Raw genomic sequence first — 19,134 nt, forward strand, 5'->3', positions numbered from 1 at the left:
AAGGAAGATGCCTGATGCTTGTGTTGGTTGTCGCTATCGCAGTTTTCGTGGCCTGGAGCTGGTTGAGCTACCCGGCCATCGGTCATTGGCTCTATGACTTGAACATGTCGATAGAGGCCAAGCTGTATCGAATGCACAAAATCGTCGTGCCGATCGCCGAAATGACCGTTTCGACCTGGCAAGGCGGGCCGTACGAAGCGTCCAGCAGTGTGCTGATGCTCCATGGTTACAGTGCCGACAAGAACATCTGGCTGCGTTTTGCCCGGCACTTTGTCGGCAACCATCGGGTGATCATCCCCGACATCGCCGGCCATGGCGAAACCGGTTTCAAGGCGGGCGGCGGCTACGACATTCCTTTGCAGGCCAAGCGGATGATCCAGTTGCTCGATGTCTGCGGCGTCGAGAAAGTCCATGTAATCGGCAACTCGATGGGCGGTTACATGGCGGCGTGGCTCGCGGCCACGTATCCCGATCGCATTGTTTCGGTGGCCCTGATCGACCCGGCGGGTGTCACCGCCCCGGAAACCAGCGACCTGGAGCGGCATTTGGCCAAGGGCCACAACCCGTTCCTTATCCATTCAAGGGAAGAATTCCAGCGCTTCTATGCCATGACCATGGCCGAACCACCGTGGGTACCCAGGGTAATGCTGGACGCCATCGCTCAGCGCTATGAACAGCAATGCGAGGAGCTGGAAGAAATCTTCAGAGACTTGCGCGCCAGCCCGCCGATGGAGCCGAAACTGCCCGACATCAAGTGCCAGGCGCTGTTGCTGTGGGGGCGCAAGGACCGTTTGATCGATGTCAGCAGCGTGGCGATCTGGAGCAAAGGCATCGACGATCTGCGAGTGGAAGTCTGGGATCACACCGGGCATATGCCGATGGTGGAACAACCCACAAACACGGCTCGGTTGTACCGGGAGTTTTTGGCATCACTGCGCTCGGAACTTCCCGTGTAGCAGCTGTCGAGCCCCAGCGAGGCTGCGTTCGGCTGCGAAGCAGTCGTAAAATCATCCACCTCGGTGTGTCAGGTGGACCGTACCGCCAGGGTTTACGACTGCTTCGCAGTCGAACGCAGCCTCGCAGGCTCGTCAGCTGCTACAACCAGCAGTCCTTTGCAGAATGAAGTTCGTAAGATTCTTCGTTTGCCGGCGCCGCGCAAGGCTGCGATCTTTTCCCGCATCCTTTACGTCACTGCACCAGGAATTTTTCATGAGCCACCCGAACTTCGTCAGCCCTGACCTGATCCGCCAACGCTTCTCCAAAGCGATGTCCGACATGTACCGCGAAGAAGTGCCGCTGTACGGCACGCTGATGGAACTGGTGGAACAGACCAACCGTCACGTGCTGGACAGCAACCCGAAGATCGCCCGGCAGTTGAACAGCACCGGCGAAATCCAGCGCCTGGACCTGGAGCGGCATGGCGCGATCCGCGTCGGCACTGCCAATGAACTGGCGACCCTCGCCCGTCTGTTTGCGGTGATGGGTATGCAACCAGTGGGTTATTACGACCTGACCCCGGCCGGCGTGCCGGTGCATTCCACGGCTTTTCGCGCGGTGCATGAGGCGGCGTTGCAGGTCAGCCCGTTCCGGGTCTTCACCTCCCTGCTGCGCCTGGAACTGATTGAAGATCTGGAACTGCGAGCGTTCGCCCAATCGGTGCTGGATAAGCGTTCGATCTTCACGCCCACCGCGCTAACCCTCATCGATCGCGCTGAAACCCAAGGCGGCCTCACCGAACAAGAGGCCCGGAACTTCGTCGAGCAGGCGCTGGAAACCTTCCGCTGGCACCACAGCGCCACCGTCACCGCCGAGCAGTACCGCAAACTTATTGCCGAGCATCGCCTGATCGCCGACGTGGTGGCGTTCACAGGCCCGCATATCAACCACCTGACGCCGCGCACCCTGGACATCGACATCGTCCAGGCGCAAATGCCAGCCCACGGCATCACCCCCAAAGCGGTGATCGAAGGCCCGCCCCGCCGTCAGTGCCCGATCCTGTTGCGCCAGACCAGTTTCAAAGCCCTGGACGAACCTGTCTCCTTCACCGATCAAGCCGAGACTCGCGGCAGCCACAGCGCCCGTTTCGGCGAAATCGAGCAACGCGGCGCCGCACTTACCCCCAAGGGCCGGACGCTTTACGACCGCTTGCTCAATGCGGCCCGAGACGAACTCAAGGACTTCCCCAACGAAGCCAACGCTGCGCGCTACAACGCGCTGATGGCGCAGCACTTCAGCGAATTTCCTGACACCTACGAAGGCATGCGTCAACAGGAACTGGCGTACTTTCGCTACTTCGTCACGGAAAAAGGCTTGGGGGCCGATGAGCTGAAATCGTTGTCGCTGGAGGATTTGCTCAGCGGCGGGTATTTGCGGGTTGAACCGTTGGTGTACGAAGATTTCCTGCCGGTTAGCGCGGCGGGAATTTTTCAGTCGAACCTGGGGGATGCGGCGCAAACCCACTATGGGGTGCATTCGAACCGGCAGGTGTTCGAGAAGGCCCTGGGGCGATCGATGATTGATGAGCTGGCGTTGTATGCCGAGACGCAGCGCCGCTCGATCGAGGAATGTTTCGCCGCGTCGAGCCTCGCTGTCTGAGGCGTGGCACGAACGTGTAGCAGCTGGCGAAGCCTGCGTTCGGCTGCAAAGCAGTCGTTGTATCAGCCGCCGAGGTCTTCAGACAAACCGTGTTTGCCGGTTTTACGACTGCTGCGCAGCCGAACGCAGGCTTCGCCAGCTGCTACACGTCATATTTAGCGGAGCTTCGCCAACAGTTCTTGTGCCGCTGCCTCAGACGACGCTGGATTCTGACCGGTTATCAGCATCCCATCCGTGACCACATAACTCGCCCAATCCGCCTCCTTGGAATAAATACCCCCCTTCTCCTGCAGCATGTCCTCCACCAAAAACGGCACGACGTCCGTCAGTTGCACAGCCTCTTCCTCAGAGTTGGTGAAGCCCGTCACACGCTTGCCTTTGACCAGCGGCTGGCCGTCCGCGCCCTTGACGTCACGCAACACACCCGGTGCGTGGCAGACGGCCGCGACCGGCTTGCCCGCCTTGTAAAACGCCTCGATCAAGGCAATCGAAATTTTGTCTTCGGCCAAATCCCACAGCGGGCCATGGCCGCCCGGGTAGAAAATCGCATCGTAATCTTCAGGTCTCGCACTGCTCAGCAGAGCGGTAGACGCCAAGGCGGACTGGGCGGCGGAGTCTTTACGAAAGCGCTCAGTGGCCGCGGTTTGCGCGTCCGGCTCGTCGCTTTTTGGGTCCAGCGGTGGTTGGCCGCCCTTGGGCGAGGCCAGGGTCAGCTGAGCGCCAGCGTCCTTGAAGGCGAAATACGGTGCGGCGAATTCTTCCAGCCAGAAGCCGGTTTTCTTACCCGTGTTACCCAATTGATCGTGGGACGTTAAAACCATCAGGATTTTCATCTCGTTCTCCTTGAGTTCGCAAATGTTCATTCATCTCGGCGCTGAATTTGACCTCCAGGCGGCACTGTTCGTTGCACCTGTCACCCTAGCGGTTCTGCTAAAGGTTTTCGGCCAATGAGACGATGGGTCACCCGAATGATGGCCAACCGCCTTGATGCGCAACAAGTTGCGCACTCAACGCCGCGAAAGACCTGGCCGGGTCGCTGATCGCCCGGCCAGTCAGGCGCTCCAGCCAAGTGCGCAAGAAGTTGCGCAGTACTGCGCAACTTCTTGCGCACATTCACAGCGATCTTTGCAAAAAACTCTTCGCGAACGTTGGAAAAAATCTTCAACCACCTGATTTATATAATGTTTCAAGTTTATGGCACGGACTTTGATAACAGTCAGGCACCCACCGGGCGATACCGCCTCCCGGGCACCCTCACTTATTTAGCAAGGAGCACATCCATGGCTACACCAGCGTACATGTCCGTTACTGGCGAGAAACAAGGTCTGATCACTGCCGGCGCGTTCACTGCCGACTCGGTTGGCAACACCTACCAGGAAGGTCACGAAGACCAGGTCATGGTTCAGGGTTTCCAGCACGAAGTGATCATCCCGCGTGACCCGCAGTCCGGCCAACCTACTGGTCAGCGCGTTCACAAGCCGGTTGTAATCACCAAAGTGTTCGACAAGGCGTCCCCACTGCTGCTGGCTGCCCTGACGTCGGGCGAGCGCATGACCACTATTGAAATCAAGTGGTACCGCACCTCAGCTCAAGGCACCCAAGAGCACTACTACACCACCAAACTTGAAGACGCGATCATCGTCGACATCAAGGACTACATGCACAACTGCCAGGACCCGGCGAACTCGCACTTCACCCACCTGGAAGACGTGCACTTCACCTACCGCAAAATCACCTGGACCCACGAAGTATCCGGTACTTCGGGTTCCGATGACTGGCGTTCCCCGGTCGCTGGCTAAGTTTGGCCGACCGTTTCAAGCATCGGCCAGCTCTGCTGGTCGATGTTGTTTTCGCCCTTCCAGAATTTTGCGTCTGCTGATTCCTTTTTCCGGCATTGGCAACGCCGCAGCACTGCACGAGGAACAAGGGATGTTCGCGCCGGCCAATCAAACTCACTTTGAAAGTCAGGCGACCGGCGTTGTTCAGTTGGCCGCGGACATTGAGTCTGGTGTCGCTACCGCCGGCGATGCTGTAACTAACGCTATTGAGGCTCACTTGCGCGGCGCTCAGGCCAAGGGTCTCCTGGCTGCTGAGACGACCAGCGCCCCAGTAAGCACCGCCCAGGCTCAGGCTGAGGCTGCCATCACTGGCAACCAACCTTCGTTGTACCAATTGACACCGCTACCGACGAAACTGTCAGAGGCCAGCAACTGACCGCGGGCGGCTGGCTGAAGTTGTAGACGTTGACGTTCAGGCGTCCGGCCTGGATCACGCTGCTGTTGGTCCAACTGTCGGCGTTGAGGGTCAAGCCACCACGGGTCACGATGGAGCCGCCGGCCCCCGTGACGTTGGCGGTGGAAATGTCGAAGGTGCCGGTGCCGACGTGCAACAGGCTGCCGCCGACATTGAGGAAACCACCGACAGCCAGACTCAGGTCCGTGTTGGCGCTTTCCTTACCGAAAAGGGGACTAATCGAAAAGGGGTGTCCCCTTTTCTCTAAAGAAGTGCTGAACCACACCGGTGGCGAGGGAGTTTGCTCCCGCTCGACTGCGCAGCAGCCGCAAAACCGGTTAATGCGATTACCGGATCCGCCGCATCTGTGGGATGTCTAGCGCGAAGGAATATCCCTGATGTCGGACACGATATATTTCGGCAAGGTACGGATATAGAAAGGCTCCACGTCCGAATTATCCTTGTGAGTCAGCGCCGCCACCATCGTCTTCATATTGCGAAGCTGGCCAAGTGCACCGCCAGGCTGCAGCCCCTCGCGAGCATGGGAGAAATGCAAGACTTCGGCGCCGGCCTTTTTGACCTTGACCTGATAACTGAAATCGACACTGGCAAGGATCGTATCGTCGTCGACGATGATCGACACCAATCCGCCATTCGAGTTGCCGATCCGGCGCTTGTAGACGGTGTTCACATCCAGCAGGTAGTCGGCACTTTCCTTGCTCGCTGCATAGCGATTAGCGCTCGACAATTGATTGATCAGCTCAACGCTGAGCTGCTCGCGCAACGTGTCTTGCGGCAGAAACCGCTCATTCTTGCCGATCAGTTCAACGTCGAAGGTATCGATCCAGTAGGTAGCGGTCGCCGGGATCTGAACCGGCGAGGGGGAGATGTAGTAATCCGGCTTCGAGGCGCAGCCCGACAAAAATAAGATTGCCAACAGTAAAGCCAACACACGCATGTCAATTCGTCCTTGTGGAAGGTTATGTTAATTTAAGAGCGATATTTTACGAGATTGGGGGGATGTTCAAGTTATTTAAGGAAACAAAGGGGGGGTTACTGCTTTGGCTCAAATAAATTCGCCCCTTCCCTCTCCCTCTGCTTCTTTTATGTAGCTCGATAGGCACTTACGCCATCAAAAACCAAAAAATCAGCAACAATTTTTATTTTAACCAACTCACTTTCAACACGCAGTTCAACAGAACCGCCACAAGAGCCAACAACAATATTGCCCTTGCACTCCGAGCACCACCCGTCAACAAAAAATTCACGAATTCCTATTGCCACTAACTTTAGTTGTACGCAGTTATACCCAGCCTGCACCCATTTCTTGGGGGAGGTTAATGGAAACTCTGATAAGTCAAACCGCAGCACCACTCTTGGACCATCCCTATGCATTATAACCTCATGCAGATCGACCTGATTCAGAGTAGGTAATTCATCGCCAAAAATCGCCTGCAGACCGGCGGCATCAGTCAGAAAATCAGTCCAATTACTCATTTCAGTCCTATTCAAAATAATAGTGCTCTTCAGTACCAGGCACCGTGCCATTGCGGGTATTTTCAGGTGGTCGTACGTTGAGGTGAGGTCCTTGGTCTCCAACACCACCCTGGCCAAACTCATGGCCTGCCGAGTGATCTTGAATAACTACTTTGCTCCCATCTGGGCGTGAGTACGTGTACTCACGAGTCATAATTGGTTTATGGTCAGAACCGAGAATTTTTTCACCATTTCGAGTCATCGGAACACGATTAACGGCATCAGGATGCTGTGAGCGTGGAATGCCTAAGTCTCTCTTTGCAGCATTTAAGGCCCCCGGTCTGCTTACTACCTTCGGACCGTTCAGGCCATCAAGTTTTACCCTATCATTTCCTTCGAAGCTAATTTTTCTACCCGCACTGATAGTCTTGGCCCCACCAGCTACGGACGCCCCAATCAGCAGGGTAGCCATGAGCTTGCCGCCCCCGACAACCCAGGCGTCGTCTGCGTTATTCAGCTTATGCTCTTTCCCATCCAGGCTGTCGGCTATCAGCTTCCCAACTTTCTCCGTTGCTGTATTTTCATACTCAGCAATAGCCTGGCCTGCGGAAGTAGCACCTAGCGCTTTTTGGGCCGCTAGTAAAATCAATCCCTTGGGACCTTGAGCAGCAGCTAGAACGTACTCCACAGCCTCTGCTTTATCGGGATTATTCTGGATGTATTCGCTGATGGTGGCAGCGCCATACACAATGCGCTGATCCAAGGTAAAGGCTTTGCCCTTAACCACGATATTTTTTTCACCAGTGATCGGCTCAAGAGCAGCTTTTGCATCAGCAATCGAGCCAGGATCCTGACCTACCAACGAGCTCAACTGCAACAGCACTTTGCTCTGGAAATCCTTATCCTCCAGTAGTGCGCGTGCATCTTCACGATCAATACCAGCTTCAAGAAGTCCGGATAGTGCTTGCGCCGCGATCTCGGCACCACCAGCCTCGATTGCTTCTGCGCCCGCGCCTGGATGCTCCAGAGCGTCTAGTTGATTCCCAATGATTTGGCCCGCCAGTTCAAAGTTGGCAAATGCAGTTTTGTCATAATTGACAAGACTTGTGGCCCACTCCTTGGCTGTCTTGATCGGTTCAGAAGCCGCTTTTAAAGACGTATCACTGACATACAATTCCGTCCGATGTTCATCATCCCGAGTGATCTCATAGGCCTTATCCAGATCCCGGTTCAGGCCAGCAGTCGAGTCCTTGCCCGTGACTTTATCGTCACGCACGATGATGTCACCGGCACCCACAGTGGCGCGGACAATCTGCTCGCGATCCTTGTTGTAGTTGTAACCTTCGACGGCCCAGCTGCTCTTGTCCTTACCTTCCATGCCCTTGTTCGGCTTGTCGGTCTGCGCACCGCCGGAAGATCCATAACTGCCACTGACACTGAGGTAGTAACCGTGCTCTTTGTCTTTGCCGATGATGTCGCGTGTACCCAGCGTGTCGGTGTCGAGTTTCAGGTTGCCGCTGTCAGAAGACAGCACAGCACCGTCCAGTTGGGTGTGTTTCTCGGTACGGATATCGACTTTGCTTTTGCCGCTAATGACGCTCTGGTTTTCGACCCAGTTGGTTTTACCAGTGGTCTGGCCATAACCCAGAGAACCGCTGACGGTGGCGCCGATGCTGAAGGCCACGGTGAGGCTGGCATCGAACTCTTTGCCTTCGACCTTGCCGGTGTTGGGCACTGACGTCACGGTGAGGTTGCGACCGACATCACCAATCACTTCGTCGCCACGTAATGTGGCGCCGGCAATGGTGGTATCACGACCGCTTTCGAAGTTCAGGCTATTGCCCGCGTACAGGTAGGCTTCTTGCTGCTGAACACCCTGTCGTTTAAGGTCACCAAGACCGGCGTTGACGGAGCCATAGAAGCCAAACCCGTCCTGTCCGGCAATCACGCCCCCTTCAGCGCCCCAACTGCGACGACTGTTTTCACTGCTCGACGCATTTTGCGCCGACAGGATATTCAAGTCGTTGCCGGCCTTGAGCTTGATATCGCGTTCAGCGATGGCTTGGGTGCCGATCAGTGTCAGGTCGTTTTTGGCATCCAGATTGATGCTGCCACCAGCATTGAGATGTGTTGGTGTGGAGTTGCCTTGAGTCGACTCATCCTGGCTTCCGGCATTGCTGATGCCGACCCCGAGCTTGAAACCACCGGTTGTGCCGCCCTTGAGGCCGCCCTTGCTCTGGGTCTGATTTCCGTCACCGCCTTCCGCACCATGAGCGACATCGAGCGTAATGTTGCGACCCGTGATATTGATGTTGCGCCCCGAATCAAACTGACTCCCGTGCACGCTGACGTTGTTGCCGGCTTCCAGACTGATGTCATTGCCCGCCGAAAGAGTCGAAGGGCGATTAGTAACAGATGTCTGCGTCCGAGTCTGGCTGGTACTCGAAGCCCCCACATGGCCATCGAACTTGGGCCCGCTGAAGAATTGATCGAGGGTATCGACCGCCTTCAACACACTTGATCCTTTGCTAACCCCATCCTCACCTTTACCGGTGCCTTTGAGGCCATCGATCGTGTTACCAATGTTGTAGGCAACCGTAGTCGTGGTGCCGTTACGCTTCACGCTGTCCCAGGTAGTGATTGCACTGGCCTGCTCTGCGGCGTCGATATTGATGTCGCGCTCGGCTTTCAACTTCAGATCGATACCCGACTGCAAGTCCGAGCCCTGCAGATTAACGTCGCGACCAGCGTTGACCTTCAGGTTTTGCCCGGCAGAGATCGAGCTACCTGCTGCGGTGTGACCGCTGCTGTCGACCCCGTGCTTAATGGTTTCATTACCAACAAACGTGCTGAACCCATTGTTATCGATCGTTTGCTTGATGCCGTAGCTCTTATCAGTTTCCCAACTGCTGCTGCGCTGCTGATCGGTACTCGCCACTACGTTCACATCACGGCCCGCATCAATGTTCGCGTCGTGACCGGCGTTGATACCGCTGCCGATGATGTTGATATCCCGAGTGGCTTTCAAAATGGCGTCGTTGCCGGCATTGATCTGACTGCCAACACTGGTGGAATTGACGACTTCGCGTCCGCCCTTGTGCGAAGCATTCAGCGTGATGTCAGCGCCCGCGCCCGGTGTGCCCGCGAACAGACCTACAGTGTCTTTGAGCGATAAACCAAGCTTTTTCTTGAACTCTTCGGCACGACTGTAGGCTTCGTTGTCAGCGGAAGAGAGATTGATGTCACCGGTTTTATCCAACAGTCCGGCATGCAGTTCTGCATTGTTGTCGGCGTTGATGACACTGGCATTCAAATTCACATCACGGCCACCAATGATGACTGCATCATTACCGGCAGTGAGCTCGCTACCGACTTGGGTAACGTTGGTCTTGAGCTGGCTGCTGCCGCTCGACGACATCCCGAACAACCCTGTTTTGGTTTTTTTGTTGTAGGAGCCGCTTTCTTCGATACCTGAAAGTATCGAGACGTCATTCGTGGCACCCACTACCAAATCATCACCGGCCTTCAGTTGACTGCCGATGATAGTGACATTGCGCCCTCCGTTGAGACTGACACTGCCGTCTTCGTCTTTTCTGGTGTTGACGGTCAGATCCTGGCCTGCGTCGATGACCGAAGCGACGTTAGAGCTGTCGTAGCTCTCGCTCTGAGTGGTTTTACTGCGCCCGAAGGAACCATTTTTCTTCTTGTAGTAGTAAGAAGAGTTTTCATTTTGGGCTGAAGCGACAATGATGTCCTGCTCAGCACCGAGACTGATGTCCTCCTGGGACTTGATTCGGCTGGCGATAATGCCCAGATCATTGCCCGCATAAATCGCAATATCCCGCCCTGAGTTCAGCACTGTGGCCTGTTGGCTGATGCTGTGGCTCTCCTGCGCCCTTTTCTTGCTGCGAGATACGTAATCGCTCTCGTTGGCCGCAGAGGCCAGGAGAATGTCATTGCCCGCGCTCAATTCAACATCGAGTTTGGCATCCAACCGACTGGCAATGGCGGTGATGTTGCGGTCGGCACGGATGGTTAGATCCCGGCCAGACGTCACCTCAGCAGCATTCTGGGTAATGGTCTGGTTGAGAAAATGGCTGCCACGCGCATTGGTGCTGCGATCCTGGACCGAGGTGATGTTGACGTCACGATCGGCAATGAGCTCAAGATCACGCCCGCTTTGCAAAACGCCACCAATGTTGTTGATGTCTCGACCGGCATTAATGCTCAGGTCATTGGCCGCCTCGATCCGTGCCGCGTTATCGAGATAATCGCGATGGAGCAGATTTCCACCCCGACGGACATCAACACCGGTCACGTCACGCTGGTTGATCACATCGCCATTGGTGGCAGTCAAGGTCACGTCACGACCGGAAATGATCCCGCCCGATTTGTTGACGATGTTGTTGCCCGCCTTCAGCGTCAAGCGATCACCCGCCTCGATCAAGCCGGTGTTCGTGAGGTCGTTGCCAGCCTCGGCCGAAAGGTTGTTAGTGGCGCGCAGGGTGCCGGCGTTGTTCAGGTCCTGGCCGGCGATCAGGGTCACATCGCCGCCTTGGATCAAGGCGCCATTGGGTGCCAGACGATTGTTCGCCTGGGCCAGGTAAAGCACCGGCACCAATACTTTTTCGCCATTCACCACATGCTCTTCGAGCCAGACAATGTCGTGGGTCAGCGCCGCAACTTGCTGTGCGGTGAGAGTTACGCCCATGGACAAGTTCAGTTGATCCTTGCTGGCGATAGCGTTGTTCATCAGGTATTTGAACATCGCTTCGTCAGAGGTCTGACCGTCGAGGAAGCGCTGGCCGGTGCGTGCGACGATCGACTGCTGAACCAGGCGTTGCTCGAACAAACCATCGCCCAGGCGTTTGGCGCTGGTATCCGGGTTGTAGCCGAGGTTCGCCAACAGGTAGTCCGAACTCATGAACTGCTTGAGGTTGGTCAGTACCGGGTTGGTTTCGATCAGGTATTTGTGCGGGTTGGAGCGCACGCTGGTGTCGGGCAGCCCCTGCACACGCGGCACGTTGAAGGACACGTTCCCGCTATTGGACAACAGCACACCGACCGGACCGTCACCGGCGGCGGCATTGACGTTGACCTGAGCGGTCTTGTCGTTGAGATTCACCGACGGGCGACTGGCCAGGGCCAGCTCGCGATTTTTGACCGAGACCGGATCGTTCTTGTCGAACTGGAACTCGGTGGCTTGCCTGACAGGCATGCCGTCCGAGCGCTGCGTGTTACCGGCTGAAACGGAACCAATAGTCCAGCTCTGTCCGGGTAGGATCGTCTGCTCGGTGCCGCCTTTACCGCTAAGGCGGAACAGGCCGTTGTCTCCCGTTGGCAGGGTGAAGCCAGGCAACGTCAGCGGGTTGACTTGTTGTTGGGCCAGGTCCGGTGGCAACTGTGGATTCAGAAAGATGATGGTCGGTTTAGCGGCGTTTTTAACGCCGGTATCAGCCGTACCCTTGGTTGTACCGCCAAAACTCGTGTATGGATTGAGATTACCGTTGGTGATGGTGTTTTTAGCGTTGATCGCTATCGCTTGCCCGGCTTGAACGATGGAGGACACGCTGCCGCCGCCATTGGTGAAGACCCTGACATCGTTTTTTAGCTCGCCGGACAGAATTCGCGCAGGCACCGCTATTTCAGGCCCCATACCGTAATTCGGGTTGATTGTGTTGGTTAGCTGCTTATTCAGATCAACATATTCCCAATTCGTCCCGCCCTTATCAAGCTCATGCCAGAATCTTGAATACTTATAAACATAGATGGAGTTTCTTTTTGCATAAGCCCGCAGATCCGTGCTTGTCCAACCATCCTCGCGATCTGGAAGACCTGCGAGTTTGAAAGTGCGCGAGCGGGTGAAACTGCCCGACTGCAGTCCAAAATTATCGAAGGTGTCCACATCCAGCTTGATATTTTTGCCGGCCGAAATCTGCGAAGCAGTATTGGTGAAGGCCCCCACATTGCCGGTCAGGTTTCCCGCCACGGTGAGCGACGCCTGGGGACCGGTGATCGTTGATTGCGATACAAAGTTTTCATTTACGTAAAAAGTAGCGGAATTCGGATCAAACGTAATATCTCCGGACAGGAGCTTCTCTTCGCCAATGACGCCCTCGGTTTTATTATTGAAACTATTGGCCGACAGTGAAAAATCACCATCAACATTAATCGATGCAGCCAAGTTATTAACAGTATTGGCTCGACCGCCATCGCGCCCGGCAATCGTCAGATCCCCGATGCTATAAACATCCCCATTCTGGTTGGTGAAGTCATTGAGCAGCAGGTTCATATTGCGGCCGCTGAAGATCAGGCCGCGGTTGTTCACCAGGCTCGATGTCTTGATCGTCAGGTCTTGTGCAGCCCCTAACGTGCCTGTGTTGCTGACACTGCCGGCATTGATCGTCAGTCCGCCATCAGAGGTCAACCGCCCGGCATTCGTCAGTTGCCCACCAATATTGAAAGTGGTTTGCGCGCCCCCGCCAATGCTGGTCGCACTCGACAAGCCGAGTTGCGCGGCAGTCAACGTCAGATTGCCCAGACTGGAGAGCCGCCCGTTACCGGTGTAAGTGCCGCCCAGATTGAGATTCAAGCTGCCATCACTGGCAATCAACCCGTCGTTGGTCCAATTTACGCCTCGCCCTTCCAGATGACTGGAAGCCAACAATTGACCACTCGTGGTCTGCGTGAAATTGTTGACGTTAACTTTCAACCGCCCCGCCTGAATCACACTGCTGTTAGTCCAGCTATCGGCATTCAGCGTCAGCCCGCCACGCGTCACCAGCGAACCGCCGGCATTCATGACGTTGGCTGTCGAAATGTCGAACTCACCCACGCCCACATGAGTCACGGTACCGCCAGCGTTCAAGAAGCTCGGCGTCGCGAGGGTCAGGTCGGTGTTGGCCGTTTCCAGCAGACCATTGCGGTTATCGAACAGGCTGCCGATCTGGAAGTTGGTTTTCCCACCGATACCCAGCGCGCGCAGTTTGCCAATCTGGTTATCGAGGCTGGCGGCACGCACTGCGAGGGTGCCGGCGCTTTCAATCAGGCCCCCGCGGTTGGTTAGATTGCTATCGAGAACGACGTCGATACCATCGCCGCTGATCTTGCCGGCGTTGTTGTTCAGCGAGTTGCCAATAACATTGACCAGGCCTTTGGCATAGACCCCGCCGTTGCTGTTATCGACTGCGGCATTGCCAGCGTTGAGCAAGATATCGCCGGTGTTGGCGGCGATACGTCCGCCATCGCTGTAGATCCCGCCCAAGGCTTGCAGGTCGAGACGACGGCCTTCGATCTTGCCGCCCTGGCCGTTGCGCAATACGCCAGTGAGGCGGGTTTGCAGTAAACCTTTGAGACTCGAGAGCACACCGCTGCGGCTGTCGAGATTGGCGGCGGTGATGTTCAGGTCGCCGTTTTGAGCGATGATTTTTCCGCTCTGGTTATCGATTTCACCGCCGGTCACGTCCAGGGTCATTGCGCCCAGGCTTTGCAACGCACCGCCAGCATTGTTGAGGGAGGCCGCTTTGAAATTAACACCGGCATCACGGCTGTAGATCAGACCATCGGCACTGTTGCGAACACTGCCGGTGGCGGTGAGGTCGAGTTGTCCATTGGCAGAAACGGTGCCGTGCTGGCTGTTGTTCAAATCGCCAGTCAACAGAGTTAACAGGCTTTGACTAAGCAACTGGCCGCCTTGGTTGTCGATGCTGCCGGAACGTTTGATCACCAGCGGGCCGGTGCTGCCGAGCGCACCGTTGGTGTTGGTCAGCGCACCGAGTAAGTCGAGGGTGACGCTGTCGTTGCCGACCAGGCTGCCGTTGCTGTTATCCAGGCTAATACCCGTGAAAGTCAGGGCTTTTTTGCCAGTGATTTTCCCGGTGCGGTTGTACAGGCTCGACGCATTGATATCCAGGGTGTCGCCACTTTCGATCACGCCGCCCGCGGAGTTACTGATCGGGCCTTGGGTCATCGTCAGGGTTTGCTTGCCATTACTGCTGACAACGCCATTGCTGTTGTCGAGACTGGCTGCGGTAATGGTGACGTCGCCGTTGGCACCCATGCCGCCCTTGCCGGTATTGATCAACGCGCCGCTGAGGTTGATGTCCAGATTACCGAACTGACTGGAGACTGCGCCTGCCTGACTGTTATCGAGACTGCCGCCCGTCACGGCCAGTTTGTTCCAGCCGGAAACCAGACCGCCCTGGTTGTTCAGACTGGCGGCGTTGAGCGTCAGCTGATCATTGCTGATGAGGTTGCCGCCGCGGTTATCCAGTTGGTTGCCGCTCAGGTTGAAGCTGTGGACGCTGGAGATTTCGCCTTTCTGATTATTCAGGTCGCGCAGGTGAGCGATGCTCAACACGCCTTTGGTGTTGATCAGGCCGTCCTGGTTATTCAGGTCGGCCGATACGGTGCCCAGATCGATACTGATGCCGGTGCCACCGAACAGGTTACCGCCCAGGTTGTTCAAGCCGTTGCTGTTGAGAGTGAGTTGCCCGGTCGCTTTAATCAGACCTCTGGTCAGGTCCTGGTTCTGGTTGGTCAGCAGACCGTCGACGGTGATTTGCATGTCGCCATCGCTGAGCATTTTGCCGGCGCTGGTATCGAGGCTCGCGGCACGAACCTGCAAGGTAGCGGCGGCGATTTTGCCTTTGACCGAGGTCAGCGCATTGTCGATTTGCAGGGTAAGTTTCTGGTTGCTGAGCAGTTGACCGTCGCTGTTGTCCAGTTGCTTGGCCGCCAGTAAGAAGGCCTCTTCGCTGGAGATTTCGCCGTTGCGGTTGTTCACGTTGGCAAGGTTTTTCAGCAGCAATTGGCCCGGTGCGCTAATGAAACCATCCTGGTTATTCAACGCCCCGCCGTTCAGGTCGAGGCTCAAAGTACCTTTGCTGAACAGCCTGCCACCCTGCTGATCAAGACCTGTGATGTTAGCGATCAACCCGGTGGCCGCGTTGAGGCTGCCCCCGGTATTGGTGACTTGCCCGGCGCTCAGGTCCAGACGATCGCCTGCGTAAATCGTTCCTTGGTTGCTGTTATTGAGCGCGCCGGTGCTGATGCTGGAGTTGCCTTTGCTGCTGATCGCACCTTTTTGCTGGTTATCCAGGCTGGTGCTAGTGAGGGTCAGTGTGGTGTCGGTCAGCAGTTTTCCGCCTTGGTTGCTGACTGCGCCTTTGCTATCGATTGTGAGCGTCTTGGCGCTGGAAATCGTGCCGCCGTTGTTGCTCAGGCTCTGGGCATTGATCGCCAATTTACCCTCGCTGACGAGGCTGCCCTGATTGTTGTCCAGATCCGAAGTGAGGTTCACCGTGAGGTTGTTCAGCGTGGTCAGCCGACCGTTGTTTTCCAGGGTTTGCCCGGTCAGCGTCAACCCGGCGTCGCCGGACAGCAGGCCTTTGTTGCGGCTGATAACCTTGTCCACGGTCAGTGCCAGGTTGCCACCCGCCAGGATGTAGCCGGCGTCGCTGTTGTCGAGTTGTTGGCCAATCAGCGTCACGTCCGCCTTGCTCGACAACTCGCCGCTTCGGTTATCGAGGTTGTCGACGGCCAGTTTCAGCGCTTTTGTCGCCCCCACCAAACCCTTCTGACGGTTATCGAGACTGGTGGTTTTCACGGTCAGGCCGTCATCGGCGATGACCACCCCGGCCTGGTTATCGAAGGCATCGGTGACCGTCAGATCAACCTCGCCACGACCACGGATTTCACCGTTGTTGTTATTCAGGCTCGCACTGCGACTGGCGAGGCCGGCAGACTTGATCAGGCCATGGATGTTGCTCAGTGCGCGGTCGATGACGAGAGTGAGTTTTTCATTGCTCAGCAGTTTGCCGTCATCGTTATTCAGGCTTTTGGCGTTAATGCTGTAGGCCTTGGCACCGGAGATTCCGCCGCCGCTGTTGTTCACCTCCTTGAGGTTTTTCAACAGCAACAGACCCGGTGTATGGAGGTTGCCGCGCTGGTTGTTCAGCAGGCCGTTGTTCAGGTCGAGGGTCAGGTCGCTGTTGCTGAACAGCTCACCGCCATCTTGATCCAGGCTCGTGACCGAGACGTTCAACTGCTGCTGACTGCCAATTTGCCCGGCCGAGTTATCCAGGTGTTTGGCGGTCAGGTCGAGAGTGCCGTCAGTCGCCAGACTGCCGCCCTTGCTGTTGATGAACTCACCGGTCGTGACGGTCGATGCCGCCTTGGCGCTGATGATGCCTTTGTCGCTGTTATCGAGACTGGCGCTGGCCAGTACCAGACCTTTTTGCGAAGCGATCAAACCACCCTGGTTTTGCAGGGCTGCCGCTACGTCGAGCGTCATGGCTTCGAGGCTCGAGAGCTTGCCCAGACGGTTGTCCAGACTGCCACCGCTGAGCACCAGTGTGCCATCGCTGCTAATCAACCCCTGCTGGTTGTTCTTGATGTCGTCGAAGGTCAACGCGAGGTTGTTCTGGCTGACGATCTTGCCGCCCGAGTTGTCGAGCCCGACGCCACTGAGCGTGTTCGCGCCTTTGCTGAAAATCAGCCCAGAGGTCTGGTTGATGATCTGATCAACCTTGACCACCAGGGTCGTGTCGGACAGCACTTTGCCGCTGTCGCTGTTGTTCAGGCTCGCACCGTTGATGTTCAGGTCGGTCTGGCTGGACAGTGAGCCGCCACGGTTGTCGATCTGATCGACGTTGACCGTCAGCGATTTGAGCGACGCGACCAGGCCGTCTTTACGGTTGTCCAGCGTCTTGCCGGTCAACTTCAGATTGCCTTCGGCAATCAGTTCGCCAGCCTGCTGGCTCAAGGTATCGATACTGGCTTCGATGTCACCCTTACCGGAAATTCGACCGCCATCGTTGGCGACTTCTTTGGCTGTGAGGATGAGCGGGCCGCTGGCCGTCAGCAAACCACCGTTGCGGTTGTCGAGTTTGTTACCTTCAAAGGTCAGTGCAGCCTTGCTTTCGAGGCGGCCTTTGTCACGGTTGTCCAAGTCAGTGACCAGCAGCTTCACCGCCTGATCGGCACGAATCACGCCGTTGCGGTTGTCGGTGTTATTACTGCTGACGTTTAGGGTGTTCAGGCCGGAAATCTTGCCGTTCCGATTGTCTAGGCGCGTGGCTTGCACATCCATCGCGCCGTTGGCCTGGATCAGCCCTTTACTCTGGTTGTTCAGGAGACCGCTGACTCGGGTGGTCAGTTGGCCTTCGCTGCTCAGCTTTCCTTGTTGGCTGTTGTCGAGGTTTTGTGCGCGGACTGTCAGAGCTTGTTTCGCCCCCAGGGTGCCGCCGATGTTGTTGATGCCGCCACTGGCGGTGATGTCCAGCAGGCGACCGGTTGTCATAAGGCCGGCGACGTTATCCAGCGAGGTTACGTTCAGGACAACATCAGCCAGGCTGCTCAGTTCGCCGCTGTTGTTGTTCAGCCGGCCGATGTTGCCGGAGAGATTGCCGGTGCTGTTGATCACGCCTGTGACGTTGAGCACCTGGTTGGCATTGAGGTTTAACGTGCTATTACTCAGCACCCGTCCGTTGTTCTGATTGTCCAGAGTTGCGGCGGTAATGCTGGTGGTTTGCCCGCTGAGCGTGCCGCCCTGGTTGCTCAAGGTCTGTGCGGTGTTGATGGTGAGGTTGCGGCTAGCCACCACGCTCTTGCCAGTGTTATTGAGGTTCTGCGCGCTCAGGCTCACATCGCCCGTGACATTGCGGCTAGTGTCGGCATTAACCCCGGCCTCAATGACGCCGCTGTTGGTCAACTGGCCGCCAGCGCTCAGCGCGATGCTGTCACGGGCGGCGAGGGTTTGCTGGTTGCTCAGGTTGCCCAGGGTTTGCACGTTTAGCGCCGTGCCGGCGTAGACCGGGCCGCGCGCATCGAGGCTGGCGGCTTTGACGTTGACTGCGCCGTTTGTGGCCGAGGTGTCGACCAGGCTCAAGTGCCCGTTGGCATCGAGCTGAATATCGCCACCGCTGGTAATCAATTTACCGTCAAGTTTCACCCCGACCCCGGCTTCGGTACCCACCAGTTTGATCGCCCCGGCGTACATACCGCCCAAGGCCGAGGAGTCGATAGCCAGCCCCGGCTTGGCGCTGCCGTCATCGGCGCGGGCCGTGGCGTTGAGGTTGTCGGCATTGACGTCGTTGCGCCCGGCGATGAGGGTCAGGTTGTTCGCCTGAATCTCGGCATTGATCTTCGCGCTGCGGGTGATGATTTCGAAGCGGTCGACGTTGTTGGCGTTCAGTCCGGCGCCGTCGATGGAGACGCTGCCCTGATCGACCTGAAAACGATCCAGACGACCGCCGCCGTCGAGCACGGGTTTGCCGGTGGTCAATGTCACGCGCGGGGTGTTGATGAAACCGCAACCGTTGCAACTGATGCCATACGGGTTGGCGACGATCACGCGCGCCGACTGTCCCGCCACTTCGGTGTAACCGCGCAACTGGCTTGGGCTGCCGCCGACCACTTCGTTCAGGATGGTCTGCGCCGCGACCCGGTTGGTCATGTTGGGGTTGCCGATGATGATGCCGCCCAACTGCGTCGCACCGGTTTGCGCGGCGACGTTGTTGAGGATCACACCCTGGGCGCCGACGTTGTAATCGTGAAACTGGTTATGCGACAGCCCGCTGCCATTGGGCGTGGCGATGTTGACGATCGGCACGCCATTGCCCGCCTGACCGAGACTGGTGCCCGGCGTCGCCACGACGATCCCCTCGGCCTGGGCCCACATCGGCTGCCAGAACATGACGTTGGCCAACAGGAACGCCAATCCTCGCTTGGGCATGCCCCAGAAGTGTTCACGGGTTTTTACGGCAGCAGCAGGTTGGCTGGCCAGAAAGGCCAGTTGGCGAACGTCCATGATCGAATCTCGTTTAAAGC

Annotated in this window: 7 protein-coding genes and 1 pseudogene; 3 read left to right on the plus strand and 5 right to left on the minus strand. The window is 56.9% G+C overall.

Annotated features, from left to right (window positions below):
- Window positions 1-14: 14 nt before the first annotated feature.
- A complete protein-coding gene (locus ACYZT3_RS17870) occupies window positions 15-956 on the plus strand; it encodes an alpha/beta fold hydrolase (protein ID WP_282382171.1) in 942 nt (313 codons plus the stop codon).
- Window positions 957-1,209: 253 nt separating this feature from the next.
- Window positions 1,210-2,595, plus strand: coding sequence for a 2-oxoadipate dioxygenase/decarboxylase HglS (gene hglS, locus ACYZT3_RS17875; RefSeq protein ID WP_462030395.1), 1,386 nt, complete (start codon window positions 1,210-1,212; stop codon window positions 2,593-2,595).
- A 155-nt stretch (window positions 2,596-2,750) separates the two neighbouring features.
- On the opposite strand, the gene ACYZT3_RS17880 is transcribed toward hglS, so the two are convergent.
- Window positions 2,751-3,428 (minus strand): type 1 glutamine amidotransferase domain-containing protein, encoded by a 678-nt coding sequence (locus ACYZT3_RS17880; protein WP_282382167.1) that lies wholly within the window; start codon window positions 3,426-3,428, stop codon window positions 2,751-2,753.
- A gap of 447 nt (window positions 3,429-3,875) precedes the next feature.
- On the opposite strand from ACYZT3_RS17880, the gene ACYZT3_RS17885 reads away from it, so the two are divergent.
- Entirely contained in the window at window positions 3,876-4,394 is a 519-nt protein-coding gene (locus ACYZT3_RS17885) for an Hcp family type VI secretion system effector (RefSeq protein ID WP_095131286.1), read from the plus strand.
- A 163-nt stretch (window positions 4,395-4,557) separates the two neighbouring features.
- Here the strand turns inward: ACYZT3_RS17885 and ACYZT3_RS17890 are convergent.
- From ACYZT3_RS17890 to ACYZT3_RS17905, 4 genes and pseudogenes are all read right to left on the minus strand, one after another.
- Window positions 4,558-5,074, minus strand: a pseudogene (locus tag ACYZT3_RS17890) (hypothetical protein); the annotation flags it as partial.
- 129 nt (window positions 5,075-5,203) lie between these two features.
- Window positions 5,204-5,785 (minus strand): hypothetical protein, encoded by a 582-nt coding sequence (locus tag ACYZT3_RS17895; RefSeq protein WP_462030396.1) that lies wholly within the window; start codon window positions 5,783-5,785, stop codon window positions 5,204-5,206.
- A 146-nt stretch (window positions 5,786-5,931) separates the two neighbouring features.
- Complete coding sequence (locus ACYZT3_RS17900) at window positions 5,932-6,324, minus strand: Imm50 family immunity protein (protein ID WP_462030397.1); 393 nt, start codon at window positions 6,322-6,324, stop codon at window positions 5,932-5,934.
- Window positions 6,325-6,331: 7 nt separating this feature from the next.
- A complete protein-coding gene (locus ACYZT3_RS17905; protein WP_462030398.1) occupies window positions 6,332-19,114 on the minus strand; it encodes a hemagglutinin repeat-containing protein in 12,783 nt (4,260 codons plus the stop codon).
- Between the last annotated feature and the right edge of the window lie 20 nt (window positions 19,115-19,134).

Source organism: Pseudomonas sp. MDT1-16, from assembly GCF_054898115.1.